Source organism: Streptomyces sp. NPDC052109 (genome assembly GCF_040680195.1).
In the GTDB taxonomy this organism is placed as follows: Bacteria; Actinomycetota; Actinomycetes; order Streptomycetales; family Streptomycetaceae; genus Streptomyces.
In genome coordinates, this window is record NZ_JBFAWF010000011.1 from 229,509 (window position 1) to 242,632 (window position 13,124).

Consider the following 13,124-nt stretch of genomic DNA (forward strand, 5'->3'; position numbering starts at 1 on the left):
GCTGCGCCCGCTCACCTGTCCCGCACCGCCGGCCACGCGGGGTGACCGGACTCGGTGCCGGCTGGGTACGGGCGTGCCGGCGCTGTTCGGCGCCGGGGCCTTCGCCGGGGTGACGTCGGCGAGCCGGCGGCCCCTGCCCGCCCTGGCCGGGGCGGGGCCGCGCTGCTCCTGGGCCGGTGGCTGCTCCTCGTCCCTCGCGGGCGCGTTCGCGAGGTCCTCATCGAACGTCGGCGCCGCCCTCGCTCCGGGCCTGGGCGGCGCCGCGATCGACGGCGGGCTCGGCTACCGCTCGCCGGTCTGTAGCAGCACCCTGCCGGCGACCTCGGCGCTCGCCGCTCCGGGCGGCGCACGGCAGGGCGGGCGCGGCAACCCGCGTGACGGGCCGGCGATGGCTCACAGCGGGGAGCGGGCCACCGCCGTCACGTAGGCACCGAACAACAGGGACACGACGGTGAGGCCGCCGTAGACGACCACGGCGTGGGCCGGCCGGACCCGCCAGGTCCGGGTCAGGGCGCGGGCCATGGGGATGAGGAGCGGGAAGGCCGGCAGGAGGAATCGCGGCTTGGAGGAGAACGACCCGGAGCCGCCGACCACGAGCAGGATCAGGACCCCCGCGAAGACCACCAGGGCCAGCGGGGCGCGCTCCAGGCACAGCAGCGCGAACAGCAGGACGCCTGCCGCGACGATCACCAGGGCCGCCGGATAGACCACCCCGCCGCCGTGCACCAGCAGGGTCTTCAGGAAGCGCGCCGAACCGAGGCCGAAGTCGAAGCGGGAGTCCCAGGCGCTCTGCACCTTGAAGTAGCCGCCGAGCAGGTCGCCCGTCTGGCTGCCCACCCACAGCACATAGCCGAGCCAGCCCAGGGGGGCGAGTACGGCACCGGCCCACAGGCTCGCCGGTACCCGGCCGCGCTGCCGCAGCGCCTCGTAGCCGGCGGCGAGGGACACGGCCACGGCGATGGCGAAACCACTGGGCCGGGACAGCCCCGCCAGCGCGGCCAGGACGCCGGCCCACAGCCAGCGGCCCTTGAGCACGCAGTACAGGGACCAGACGGCGAGCGCGGCGAACAGCGACTCGGTGTAGGCGATGGTCAGTTCGACGGAGTGCGGCAGGGCGGCCCACAGCGCGACCAGCGCCGTGGCGACGCCGCGCCCGTAGAGGTGGTGGCCGATGACGTACACGCCGTACGCCGCCACGCCCGCCGCGCTCCAGGCGATGAGCAGCGCGGCCTGGCCTGGGGTGAGGAACGGCAGGACGGTGGTCATCGCCCTGATCAGGCCCGGGTACAGGGGGAAGAACGCCCAGTCGGCCTGGACGGCGCCCTGCGGACTGATCCAGATCTTGTCGCCGTAGCCGTGGGCGGCGATGTGCAGGTACCAGCGGGAGTCCCAGGAGTGCGCCAGGCTCTTGACGAGCGGATGGCCCCGGACCGCGTTGGCGAGGATCACCGTGAGGACCCCGGCGAACCGGACGGCCGCGAAGAGGGCGAGGGCAGGGAGCGCCCCCTCGGGGAACTGGCGCCGGGCGATCCGAGGCAGGGTCGGCGGGCGCAGGGGCCGGGACGGGGCGGCGGCCGACTCGGGCCGCGGTACGGAGGAGGTGCTCACTCTTTTGACCTTGGGCACGCCAGGTAAGACGTGCAATCCGCGACTCGGGTTTCTTACGGACTTCCACCCTGAATCAGGAATCAGTCAAGGAATCAGTGCAAATCCCTTACTCCGTCACCCCGGCACGGACCACTTGAGGTGTGTGGTTACCATATGAGCGCTGCCTAGCTCGAAAGATGGATCCGTGACTGTCAACGACGACTCGTTCACCAACTGGAAGATCCGCGAGGAGATCGCGGAGTCGATGATCCCGCTCATCGGGAAGCTGCACCGCGAGCGGGACGTCACCGTCCTGCTGCACAGCCGCTCCCTGGTGAACAAGTCGGTGGTCAGCATCCTCAAGACGCACCGCTTCGCCCGGCAGATCGCCGGCGCCGAGCTGTCGGTCACCGAGACCATGCCCTTCCTGAAGGCCCTGACCACGCTCGACCTCGGGCCCTCCCAGATCGACCTCGGCATGCTGGCCACCACCTACAAGGCCGACGAGCGCGGTCTGAGCGTGGAGGAGTTCACCGCCGAGGCCGTCGCCGGCGCAACCGGCGCCAACAAGATCGAGCGCCGTGAGCCCCGCGACGTCGTCCTGTACGGCTTCGGCCGGATCGGCCGGCTCGTCGCCCGCCTGCTGATCGAGAAGGCCGGCTCCGGCAACGGCCTCATGCTGCGCGCCATCGTCGTGCGCGGCGGCGGCGCCCAGGACATCGTCAAGCGTGCCTCGCTGCTGCGCCGCGACTCCATCCACGGCCAGTTCCAGGGCACCATCACGGTCGACGAGGACAGCAGCACGATCGTCGCCAACGGCAACGAAATCAAGGTGATCTACGCCGACGACCCGTCGGCCGTGGACTACACCGAGTACGGCATCCGGGACGCCATCCTCATCGACAACACCGGCAAGTGGCGCGACCGCGAGGGCCTGTCCAAGCACCTGCGTCCCGGCATCGAGAAGGTTGTGCTGACCGCGCCGGGCAAGGGCGACGTCCCGAACATCGTGCACGGCGTCAACCACGACACCATCAAGCCGGACGAGCAGATCCTTTCCTGCGCCTCCTGCACCACCAACGCGATCGTCCCGCCGCTGAAGGCGATGGACGACGAGTACGGCGTGCTGCGCGGCCACGTGGAGACCGTCCACTCCTTCACCAACGACCAGAACCTGCTGGACAACTACCACAAGTCCGAGCGCCGTGGCCGCTCCGCGCCGCTCAACATGGTGATCACCGAGACCGGTGCAGCCTCCGCCGTCGCCAAGGCGCTGCCGGACCTCAAGGCGAAGATCAGCGGCAGCTCGATCCGCGTCCCCGTGCCGGACGTCTCTATCGCGATTCTCAACCTTCAGCTGGCCCGCGAGACCACCCGCGAGGAGGTCCACGACTACCTGCGCGAGGTGTCGCTGACCTCGCCGCTCAAGCGCCAGATCGACTTCATCACGGCGCCCGACGCGGTCTCCAGCGACTTCATCGGCTCGCGCCACGCCTCGATCGTGGACGCCGGCGCCCTGAAGGTCGACGGGGACAACGCGATCCTCTACCTCTGGTACGACAACGAGTTCGGCTACTCCTGCCAGGTCGTCCGCGTCGTCCAGCACGTGTCGGGCGTGGAGTACCCGACCTACCCGGCGACGGCCGTCTGACGGTTCCCGACGCAGGACTGCGGCCGCCGACCGGGGGTTCCGGTCGGCGGCCGTCCTGCTGGGCGCGTGCTCAGGCCCTGACGGGCTTGGCGCAGGCGCCCGCGGCACACGCCGTGAGCCACTGGTCGAAGTCGGCGTCGTAGCGGGTGCCGATGCCGTCGTGGTAGACGGCGTATCCGCCGGCGTAGTCACCGACGCGGAAGCGGGCGAGCATGCGCTGGAGGTCGTCGGGGTGGTTCTCGGCCATGTAGCGCACGGCGAGATAGCCCCACGGATAGGTGCGGGTCACATCGCTGTTGTCGTAGGTGTTCTCGAACAGAGTGCTCAGCTCGTACGTGTGCTTGCCGGCCTCCTGGATCGCCTGGTCGTCGGCGATGCCCCGGTAGCTGTAGGAGACGTACTCGGCCACGCCCTCGATCCACCACACGTCCGGCACGGTGGTCTCCTGGGCGAAGTCGCCCTTCATGTCGTCGCGGCCGTCGAGGAAGTGCGTGTACTCGTGGTTGAGGTTCCAGATCCGGGCCGTGAAACCGTCGTCCTCGGGCTTCTGGTACATGATCGACGTCACGTGGTTGGCCGGGTCCGACGGGTCGCCGTCCAGCGTCATGCCGCCGTTGTCGGTGTCGATGCCGTAGATCGGGCCCGCGTAGGTCTGGTAGTCGGTGCGGCTCGCGAAGACCACGAGCTGGATGGTGGACACGTGCTGGCCTGGTATCGCCGCGTCGGCTTTCACCACGCCGCGGAAGTAGGCGCTCTGGTTCAGCACGCTGGCGCAGGCGGCCTCGAGGTCGGCGGAGGTCAGCGACTGGGCGAGGATGCTGACGTTCGCGTCGCACCGGTGGCTGACCGGCAGAACGGCCCTGGTCAGCTTGCCGGGCAGGTCACAGACGTCGTAGTAGGCGCAGTTGGCGCCGTCGTAGGAGTTCGCCTGCGTGGCCACGGCGACCCAGAGTCCCGCCGTGGGACCGGTGATCGCGGTCTCGTCCAGCAGGTCCCTGGTCAACGGGCGGACGGTGTCCTGCAGTTCGGGGTGCTCGACGTAACGGGCGAGGTTCATCCCGGCGTTGGAGTCCAGGAACGCCAGGTCGGTGCCGAGCTGGTCGGTGTTGGCGAGGGCGAAGTCGTACAGGGTGTCGATGATGCGCGGGTCGGCCTCGACCGCCTTGACGTAGTCAGGGTTCCAGTTGCCGCGCCACAGCGGCGTGTAGACGTCGTTGACGGCCCTGACCATGCTGTCCACGGAGTCGTACGAGCTGTCGTAGTCGTCCAGCAGCCGCCGGTAGACGGACAGATAGCGGCCCTGCTGGTCCGTGCTGTCGGTGAGGATGACGGTCTCACCGAGGATGTCCCCGTTCACCGCCGTGACATCACCGGAGTGAGACCGGGCGAAGAAGGCGTCCAGGCCGGCCGTGACGGCCGTGGTGAGGCGGGTGGAGTACGGGCCCACGTCGGCGGAGTGGTTGAACTGCACGTAGTACCCGGCCCGCAGGAAGAGGACCAGCTGCTCCAGGCCGCCGGTGTTGTCGCCGCGGTACAGCTTGGCCGTGCGGGTGTACGCGGCGGCCACGCTGAGCATCTGGGCCTGGCGGAAGACGTCGTGCGCGTCCTTTCCGGTCACCGAGAAGAGTGTGTCGACACAGTCCGTGGGCGAGGCCTTCACGAAGGCGACGAGTGCGGAGCCGGAACGGCTGCCGAAGTCGGCCGGAGTGCAGGACGCCACCTTGGCCGCGCGGCGGGCCGGGCGGGACGACAGGGGCCGCAGGGGCGGGAGTTGGGCCGGGCTGAGCCGCCGGGGCCGGCTCGCCGGATTCTCGGTGCCGGCCGTGGTCGCACCGGTCGGCGACGGCTTGGCCCAGTGCTGCCGGTGCGCGGCGGCAGCACCGGCGTGCGGCGGCTGCGGTGCCGCCAGCGCGGGTGTGGACAGCAGTCCGGCCACGGTGACACAGACGGCCGCGGCGCCGGCCAGGCGTCCGGCCGTACGAGGACGGCTCCGGCCGGGGATGCGTCTGGGCAGCGCGAAGCGATAGCGCATCTTGATTCCTCCACGAAGGGATGCGCCTCGGTGGGGAGTTGAGGCGTGTGAGGCACTGTCTCAGCGGGCCACCCGCCCCAACAATGCCGTGTGACATAGCACATGTCACTGCCCGGCCATAACATCACGGCGCGCCTTTGAAGCGCCGCCGGCGGGAGCGCGGGGCCGCTACGCCCCCGCGGCGCTCCAGGTGCGTGAGGCCCAGGCCCGCAGATGGGGTGCCTGGGCGACGAGGTCGCGGTAGGCGGCGGTGGCGGACTGGGAGAGTGCCTCCACGACCTCGTCGGTGACGGTGCCGGTCCGCCAGGCCAGCACATAGCGGCACCACAGCGGGGACCCGACCAACGGCTTCACCACGACGTGCGGGATCGGCCGCAGCGTCGGCTGCACGAGGGACACCCCGAGGCCGTCGGCGATCATGCTCTGCAGCTGGGTCTGGTCGCCGAGGAACTCGTGCACGGTGACCGGTGTGAACCCGGCCGCCGCGCAGGCGTCGTAGAACACTCCGGGCCAGCCGGCGCCGTCGTCGGGGGTCACGAACCAGGCGTCCTCCGCCAGGTCGGCGAGCTGCACCTGGGCGCACTGGCGCAGCCGGTGTCTGGAGGGGAGGGCGACGAACGTCGGCTCGGTGACGATCCCGCGGTGCCTGACCGCACCCGAGTGGCGCAGCTCCATGCCCGGATAGTCGGCGGCGATGGCCGCGTCCACCGCGCCCTCCTCCAGCAGTTCCACGATCCGCGAGGAGGCGTAGACGCTGGTGACCGCGAGAGACAGGTCCGGCAGCCGGGCGCGGACGCGGGAGACCGTGCCGGACAGCATGGGCGAGTTGGTCGCCGCCACGCGCAGGGTACGGCGTGCCCGTGCGGCGGCCGGGCGATGGCCGATGGCGTCGGCGCGGGCCAGCACGTCGCGGGCCTGGGCGACGATCTCGGCACCGTACCGAGTCGGCCGCACTCCGCTCGTGCCACGCTCGAACAGCGGCTCGCCGAGGTGGCGCTCGATGCGCCGCAGCTGGGTGCTCACGGCGGGCTGCGAGTAGCCGAGCTGTACCGCGGCACGCCCCACGCTCCCGGCGTCGGCGATCGCGCACAGCACCCGCAGGTGCCGCAGCTCCAGCTCCATCGCGCCACTCCCCGTCTCCGTCCGCGGCCGGTCCGAGGGGGACATGTCCGCCTCGCCGGCAAAACCCGAGCTCACAGCCACCGCCGGCCCTGGTCGCGACCGGCGGACCGAAGCGTCGCACTGCAGCGCGCCCGACACAAGTCGCAGGTCCGCCGACCTGTGCGGGCCCGTGCGGGCCCGCTGAGCCGAGGCGGCGGGTGAGCGGGGGATGGACCGACGCGGTCACGGCGGTGCCGAAGTGCCGGCCGCGCGTAGGGGACACGAACGCGTCGGCCGCGCCTCGGCTCGTCCCTCCCCCACCCCGAGCCGAGTGCGGCACACCGCGAGACGCACACCGGCCGGCCCGCACGCTCCGCCTCCGGACCGGACCGGCACGCCCGTCCCCCGACCGGGCCGCTCCGTCTCACCGCCGGCCCAGTACCTCCGCGACCCGGATGAAGCCGTCCGTGCCGTGACCGAGGCCGATGGTGCGCCGGGCCATGCCTTCCACGGCGCGCATCACGCCGGCGTCGATGCCGTGGGCCTCGGAGACGGCGATGACGTGGGCCATGGTGGAGGCGGCCGAGATGACGGGACTGATCGCCCCGGAGCAGGTGCCGTCGTCGGCGTTCCGCGCGAACTCGGCGATGAGGGGCGGCAGGATCGCGCCGATGCCCTGTGCGAAGGGTGCGAGCTCCCCGGCGGTGACCCCTTCCGCCCGGGCGATCGCCACGGCGTGCGCGTAGCCCGCCATGGCCGTCCGGTAGAGGTCGAGCAGTGCGATGTCGAAGGTGGCGGCGCGCCCGATCTCCTCACCGAGGTGGGTGTGTGTGCCGCCCAGCGTCGCCAGCACGGGCCGGTGCTCCTCGTACAGGGCCCGCGGTCCGCTGTGCAGGAAGACCGCCCGGGGTGTTCCGGTGCTGGGAGCGGGGGTCATGACGGCGCCCTCCAGGTAGCGGATCCCGTGAGCGGCCGCCCATGCGGGGCGCCCGCGGCGGGGCCGCCCCGTGGGCGCGGCAGCGCTGCGGGCGGTCGCGGGCCGCGGCTGCCCACGCCTGTCCCAGGGCCGTCGGCATGGGCGCCGCCACCGCCGGCGGCCCACCAAAACCTCCGGCGAGCACACCGCCTCTGCCGGTGGGCGCGCCCCGGCCGCCGCCTGCCGGTCCGTCAGTACGCCCGCCCCACGAGGGCCACGTTCCCCGGCTGGTCGTCGCTCTCGGGCACCGAGCCGTCCGCCGCGATCAGGCAGCGGACCGACACGCCCCGTTCGGCGAGTGCGGCCTCGCCCTCCGGGCCCAGCGTGGCCCAGGGGATGCGTGCCCAGCCGGTGCTCGCGGCCTCCGCGGCCTCCTCGATCGTGGTCACCTCGGCCGTGCGCTCCTCACGACGCCGGCGGGACTGCGCCAGCAGCAGCGCCTGGTCCTGCTCCAGCGCCCCGGGCAGGAGGGCGGACAGCGCCTCGACCGCGACCGCTTCCTTCGTGCCCGGGATGCGCCGGACCAGCACGGCGGTGCCGTTCGCCACGTCGCGCGGCCCCACCTCGATCCGTACGGGCACGCCCTTGAGCTCCCAGTCGACCGCGCGCCGGCCGAAGGGCACGTCCGTGCGGTCGTCGACGTGGACACGTACGCCCGCCTTCCTCAGCCGGTCGCCGATCGCGCGGACGCCGGTCAGCACCTCCTCGTCGCCCTTGACGGCGAGGACCACCGCCTGGACCGGGGCCAGGCGGGGCGGGAGGCGCAGCCCGTCGTCGTCGCCGTGGGTCATCACCAGCGCGCCGATCATGCGGGTGGTGGAGCCCCAGGAGGTCTGCCAGACGTACTCCTGCCGCCCGTCCTTGGACACGTACCGCGTGTCGAAGGCCTTGGCGAAGTTCTGGCCCAGTTCGTGGCTGGTGACCATCTGCAGGGCCTTGCCGTCACCCATCATGCTCTCGAGCGTGCGGGTGTTGATCGCTCCGGCGAACCGTTCCCCGACCGTCTTGCGTCCGGAGACGAAGTCCATGGCGAGCACTTCGCGCAGGAAATCGCCGTAAACCTCGTTCTGGACGCGTGCCGCGAAGTCGCGCGCCTCCTCGTACGTGGCGTGCGCGGTGTGGCCCTCCTGCCACAGGAACTCCGTCGTGCGCAGGAACATTCGCGGGCGCAGCTCCCAACGCACCACGTTCGCCCACTGGTTGATCAGCAGGGGCAGATCGCGGTAGCTCCGGACCCACTTGGCGAAGTACTCGTTGACGATCGTCTCGGAGGTGGGGCGGACCACGACGGGCTCCTCCAGCTCCTTGCCGCCCGCGTGGGTGACGACCGCGAGCTCGGGCGCGAAGCCCTCGACGTGCTCGGCCTCCCTGGTCAGATACGACTCCGGGATGAGCAGCGGGAAGTACGCGTTCTGAGTGCCGGTCGCCTTGATCCGGGCGTCCATCTCCTGCTGCGTCCGTTCCCACAGGCCGTACCCGTACGGTCGGATGACCATGGTGCCGCGCACCGGGCCGTTGTCGGCCAGCTCCGCCTTGGTGATCAGGTCCTGGTACCAGCGCGGGAAGTCGTCCGCCCGGGGTGTGAGAACGGGTGCCTTTGCCATGCCGGGCAGAGTAGGTTCCGGTTCCTGCCGTCTGCGAGTCAATTACGGTCCGCGCCGGCGTCCCGGGTCGCCCCCTGTCTGCGGAGCTGGTGCGCAGCGTGCCCGTTCTGTGTGACGGACACCGTGGCGAGGGGCGTGTCGCGCGGTCTCGCGGATCTCCCCCGTGATCCGCGAGTCCACGGCCCGCTGACCGGCTCGACCGGCCTCCCTCCGGGCTAAAGCACTCTTCTGTTTGCCTAAAAGCTTTAGGAAGCTGCATAATCGCTTTTGGCAGAGGGGAGAGGGACGATGGTGCGCGCGGGTCTGTCGACCGAGCGGCTGGTCCGTGCGGGCGCGGAGCTGGCCGACGAACTCGGTTTCGAGCAGGTGACAGTGTCGGCGCTGGCCCGGCGGTTCGACGTCAAGGTCGCGAGCCTGTACTCACACCTGAAGAACTCCCAGGACCTGAAGACCCGGATCGCGCAGCTCGCCCTGGAGGAGCTGGCCGACCGCGCCGCCGACGCGCTCGCCGGCCGGGCCGGCAAGGATGCCCTGGTCGCCTTCGCCGACGTCTACCGCGACTACGCCCGCGCCCACCCCGGCCGCTATGCGGCGACCCGCCACCCGCTCGACCCCGAGGCGGCAGCGGCGAGCGCGGGAGGCCGGCACGCCCAGATGACCCGGGCCATCCTGCGCGGCTACGACCTGGCCGAACCCGACCAGACCCACGCCGTACGCCTCCTCGGCAGCGTCTTCCACGGCTACGTCAGCCTGGAGACGGCCGGCGGGTTCAGCCACAGCACCCCCGACTCCCAGGAGTCCTGGACACGGATCCTGGACGCCCTCGACTCGCTGCTGCGCGACTGGCCGACCGACTGACCGCCCACGACCTCTGCGAAGGCAGGCCGACACCTTGCACACCACCCCCCTCACCCCGGAACTCCTGCGCGGTGCGCTGGACCTGGAGCGCACCGCACACGGACTGCTGCCCCACCGGCTGCCCGCCCGCGCCCGCGCACAGTGCGCCGACCCGCAGCTGGCCATGGTGGAGTCCCAGCCCTCGGGCGTACGGCTGGTGTTCCGCACCCGCGCGACCACGGTCGAGCTGGACACCCTGCCGACCAAACGGAACTATGTCGGCGCACCGCCGTCTCCGGACGGCGTGTACGACCTGCTCGTCGACGGACGTCCAGCCGGCAGCGGCCGGGTCACCGGCGGCAACACGCTGACGATCGACATGTCCGCCGGGACCACCGAGCGCCGGCCGGGCCCGTTGGGCACCGTGCGCTTCACCGGGCTGCCCGACGCCGTCAAGGTCGTGGAGATCTGGCTGCCGCACAACGAGACGACCGAACTCGTCGAGCTGCGCACCGACGCGCCCGTCGAGGCCGTGCCGGACGGGGCGGGCACGGTGTGGCTGCACCACGGCAGTTCCATCAGTCACGGTTCCGACGCCGCGAGCCCGACCACCACCTGGCCGGCGCTGGCCGCGTCCCTCGGCGGCGTGGAGCTGATCAATCTGGGGCTGGGCGGCAGCGCGCTGCTCGATCCGTTCACGGCTCGCACGCTGCGCGACACGCCAGCCGACCTGATCAGCGTCAAGCTCGGCATCAACGTGGTCAACGCCGATCTGATGCGGCTGCGCGCGTTCGGTCCCGCCGTCCACGGCTTCCTCGACACCATCCGCGACGGGCACCCCGACACTCCGCTGCTCGTCGTCTCGCCGATCCTGTGCCCCATGCACGAGGACGCGCCGGGCCCCACCGTCCCGGACTTCTCCGCCCTGGGCGAGGGGCAGTTGCGGTTCCTGGCCGGCGGGGACCCGGCGGAGAAGGCGGCCGGGAAACTCACCCTGGGTGTCATCCGGCAGGAACTGGCCCGGATCGTGCGCGAGCGGTCCGCCGAGGATCCGCGCCTGCACTACCTCGACGGCCGTGAGCTGTACGGCGACGCCGACTTCGTCGAACTGCCGCTGCCCGACGGCCTCCACCCGGACGCCGCCGCGCACCGCCGGATCGGCGAGCGGTTCGCGGCACTGGCGTTCGCGCCGGGCGGCCCTTTCGGCGACGGCGCCGCATGACGCCTTCGGGCCGGTTCACACCAGGTGGGCGAAGACCACGAGATTGTCGGTGTAGTCCTTCGCGTCGTGGTCGTACTCCCCGGCACAGGTGATGAGCCGGACCTCGGGGCGCTCCGCGTCGGCGTAGACGCGCTTGCTGGGGAACTCGTCCTTGGCGAAGGTCTCGGCGTCGTCCACGACGAAGTCGGCATCGCGTCCGTCGGCGCGCTGCACGGTGAAGGTGTCGCCGGCTTTCAGCTCGTCGAGGTTGGCGAAGACGGCCGCGGAGGTCGTCGTGTCGACGTGCCCGGCGATGATCGCGGTGCCCTTCTCACCGGGCGCGACACCCTTGGCGTACCACCCGACGAGGTTGGTGTCGTCCCCGGGCGGCGGAGCGAGCTGGCCCGAGGCACCGAGGGCCAGGGTGGTGAACGGAGCGTCCACGGAGATCTTGGGGATGAGCAGGCGGGTCGGTGTGGAGCGGGGCAGCGCGGAGCGGTCGTCGTCGGGATCGGCCTCCGCATCGCTCTTCGACCTGGCCTCCCGATCGCTCTTCGGCTCGGCTTTGGGATCGCTTCTCGGATCGGCTTTGGGATCGGCGTACGGATCGGCCGGGGCGGGGGCGCTCGCGCCCGCGGCGCGGGAGGCGTGCGGCGTGTCGTCGGAGGTGTGGTGACCGCCGAACACGGTGACCGCGAAGAGGAGGATCGCCACGCCCCACAGCGTCATCCGCCGCCCGCCACGGCTGGAACTCCGCCCGTCCGGCGAGGGTTCCGCGGGGGTCGGGGAGGAGGGATCTGCTGCCATCGGGAACCACCTCACTCGGTCACGGCAGCACGGGTATCAGGACAGGGGCGCCGGGAACTGCTGCCCGGCGCGCAGGGGGACCAGGGGACGTACGTACAGGGGAACGCCGGGGGCCGCCCGCCGGAGGTGCGGGCCGCCGACACGCCGGGCGCGTCGGCGGCGACCGCAGCCTCTGGAACGAATCGTCGGATCAGGACGCCGACCCGCCGGCCTTCTTGCGCCGCAGCAGGTACATGCCACCGGCGCCTGCTGCCAGCACGGCCAGACCGCCCGCGGTGACGCTCGGAGCGGCGAGCGCGCCGCCACCGGTGTGCATACCGCCGTGCGGCCGCTCGTGGCCGCCCCGCTCGTTGTCACCGCCGCCGTCACGACCTCCGCCGTCACGCCCCCCGCCGTCACGACCGCCGCCCTCACGCCCCCAGCCGTCGCGACCCCCGTCCCGACCGCCATCACGGCCGTTCCCGGAGCCGAACCCGTCGTCGTCACGACCCGAGCCCCAGTCGTCGCCGTGCGCCGTGGCGAGGAATCCGCCACCCGCGTGCACGCCCCCGCGCACCCCCCGGCCGTCGTCGTGGCCACCGCCACGACCGTGCTCGCCGCGACCGCCGTGCTCGTCGCCGCCCCCGTGCTCGTCGCCACCGCCGTGCTCGTCGCCACCCCCGTGCTCGTCGCCACCCCCGTTGTCGTCGTCGGAGCCGTGGTCGTCGCCACCGCCGTGGTCGTCGTCGTCGGAGCCGTGGCCGTCACCACGCACGGTGGCCAACGCACCGCCGCCCGTGTGAATGCCACCGCGCGGCTCGTCGTGTCCGCGGCCGTCGTCGCGGCCGTTGCCGTGATCATTGTCGCGGCCCGAGTCGTCGCCTCGGCCGCGGTCGCGGCCGGAACCGCGGTCCCGGTCACCGCCGGAGCCATGGTCGTGTCCCCGGCCGTAGGAGGAGTTGTCGCGGCCCCCGTCGTCGCCCGCTGGAACGGCGAACGCGGCACTGGGCACGGCGAAGGCCAGAGCGGCGGTGACGGCCGCCGAGGCCAGAAACATGCGGGCAGAACGCATAGCGATGTCCTTCCGCCGTGACCGGGCAGCGGATACCTCATCAGCTGGAAAGACCCGGCCTCGACATGAACCACCGTCAGCGAGGGCGCAAGCTCCCACCATCCGAGCCGCCCAGCCGGGTCATCATCGCCACCCGTCTGCCCCAGTGATCGCGCTCCGCATGCCCCCGTCCGGGGGAATATCCCGGCGCGTCGTTTCCCGCTTCCCCGACCGGGCGCCCGCGCCATGCCGTCGGCCACCCGGCTGCCCGGCAGCCGGGTGAGGTCACCGAGGTGTT

10 protein-coding genes and 1 pseudogene are annotated in these 13,124 nt (G+C 71.9%); 4 read left to right on the forward strand and 7 right to left on the reverse strand.

Going from position 1 to position 13,124, the window contains the following annotated elements:
- The first annotated feature begins 73 nt into the window (after window positions 1-73).
- Complete coding sequence (locus AB0L59_RS23415) at window positions 74-427, forward strand: hypothetical protein (protein WP_365586769.1); 354 nt, start codon at window positions 74-76, stop codon at window positions 425-427.
- Here AB0L59_RS23415 and AB0L59_RS23420 read toward each other — a convergent pair.
- Window positions 394-1,608, reverse strand: coding sequence for a hypothetical protein (locus tag AB0L59_RS23420; protein ID WP_365586772.1), 1,215 nt, complete (start codon window positions 1,606-1,608; stop codon window positions 394-396). The genes AB0L59_RS23415 and AB0L59_RS23420 overlap by 34 nt on opposite strands.
- 184 nt (window positions 1,609-1,792) lie before the next feature.
- Here AB0L59_RS23420 and AB0L59_RS23425 point away from each other — a divergent pair, with 184 nt between their 5' ends.
- The gene (locus tag AB0L59_RS23425) at window positions 1,793-3,238 is read left to right on the forward strand and encodes a glyceraldehyde-3-phosphate dehydrogenase (RefSeq protein ID WP_365586774.1); all 1,446 of its coding nucleotides are present in this window, start codon (window positions 1,793-1,795) and stop codon (window positions 3,236-3,238) included.
- Between the two features lie 70 nt (window positions 3,239-3,308).
- On the opposite strand, the gene AB0L59_RS23430 is transcribed toward AB0L59_RS23425, so the two are convergent.
- The 4 genes and pseudogenes from AB0L59_RS23430 to proS all read right to left on the reverse strand — a co-directional run bounded on the left by AB0L59_RS23430 (window position 3,309) and on the right by proS (window position 8,951).
- Window positions 3,309-5,270 (reverse strand): collagenase, encoded by a 1,962-nt coding sequence (locus AB0L59_RS23430; protein WP_365586777.1) that lies wholly within the window; start codon window positions 5,268-5,270, stop codon window positions 3,309-3,311.
- Between the two features lie 168 nt (window positions 5,271-5,438).
- Complete coding sequence (locus AB0L59_RS23435; protein WP_365586779.1) at window positions 5,439-6,392, reverse strand: LysR family transcriptional regulator; 954 nt, start codon at window positions 6,390-6,392, stop codon at window positions 5,439-5,441.
- Between the two features lie 403 nt (window positions 6,393-6,795).
- Window positions 6,796-7,350: pseudogene (locus AB0L59_RS23440) on the reverse strand (NAD(P)-dependent oxidoreductase); the annotation flags it as partial.
- Between the two features lie 188 nt (window positions 7,351-7,538).
- A complete protein-coding gene (proS, locus tag AB0L59_RS23445) occupies window positions 7,539-8,951 on the reverse strand; it encodes a proline--tRNA ligase (protein ID WP_365586782.1) in 1,413 nt (470 codons plus the stop codon).
- 288 nt (window positions 8,952-9,239) lie between these two features.
- Here proS and AB0L59_RS23450 point away from each other — a divergent pair, with 288 nt between their 5' ends.
- On the forward strand, window positions 9,240-9,809 hold the full coding sequence (locus AB0L59_RS23450) for a TetR/AcrR family transcriptional regulator (RefSeq protein WP_365586784.1): 570 nt from the start codon (window positions 9,240-9,242) through the stop codon (window positions 9,807-9,809).
- A 34-nt stretch (window positions 9,810-9,843) separates the two neighbouring features.
- The gene (locus AB0L59_RS23455) at window positions 9,844-11,010 is read left to right on the forward strand and encodes a GDSL-type esterase/lipase family protein (protein WP_365586786.1); all 1,167 of its coding nucleotides are present in this window, start codon (window positions 9,844-9,846) and stop codon (window positions 11,008-11,010) included.
- Between the two features lie 15 nt (window positions 11,011-11,025).
- Here AB0L59_RS23455 and AB0L59_RS23460 read toward each other — a convergent pair whose 3' ends face one another.
- Window positions 11,026-11,796 (reverse strand): class F sortase, encoded by a 771-nt coding sequence (locus AB0L59_RS23460; protein ID WP_365586788.1) that lies wholly within the window; start codon window positions 11,794-11,796, stop codon window positions 11,026-11,028.
- Window positions 11,797-11,986: 190 nt separating this feature from the next.
- Window positions 11,987-12,847, reverse strand: a complete 861-nt coding sequence (locus AB0L59_RS23465; RefSeq protein ID WP_365586790.1) for a hypothetical protein — start codon at window positions 12,845-12,847, stop codon at window positions 11,987-11,989.
- Window positions 12,848-13,124 lie beyond the last annotated feature (277 nt).

What these genes read in the sequence shown, in the direction of transcription:
- AB0L59_RS23430 (WP_365586777.1), bottom strand. Translation starts at nt 5,270, where the DNA reads ATGCGCTATCGCTTCGCGCTGCCCAGACGCATCCCCGGCCGGAGCCGT.
- AB0L59_RS23435 (WP_365586779.1), bottom strand. Translation starts at nt 6,392, where the DNA reads ATGGAGCTGGAGCTGCGGCACCTGCGGGTGCTGTGCGCGATCGCCGAC.
- proS (WP_365586782.1), bottom strand. Translation starts at nt 8,951, where the DNA reads ATGGCAAAGGCACCCGTTCTCACACCCCGGGCGGACGACTTCCCGCGC.
- AB0L59_RS23450 (WP_365586784.1), top strand. Translation starts at nt 9,240, where the DNA reads ATGGTGCGCGCGGGTCTGTCGACCGAGCGGCTGGTCCGTGCGGGCGCG.
- AB0L59_RS23460 (WP_365586788.1), bottom strand. Translation starts at nt 11,796, where the DNA reads ATGGCAGCAGATCCCTCCTCCCCGACCCCCGCGGAACCCTCGCCGGAC.
- AB0L59_RS23465 (WP_365586790.1), bottom strand. Translation starts at nt 12,847, where the DNA reads ATGCGTTCTGCCCGCATGTTTCTGGCCTCGGCGGCCGTCACCGCCGCT.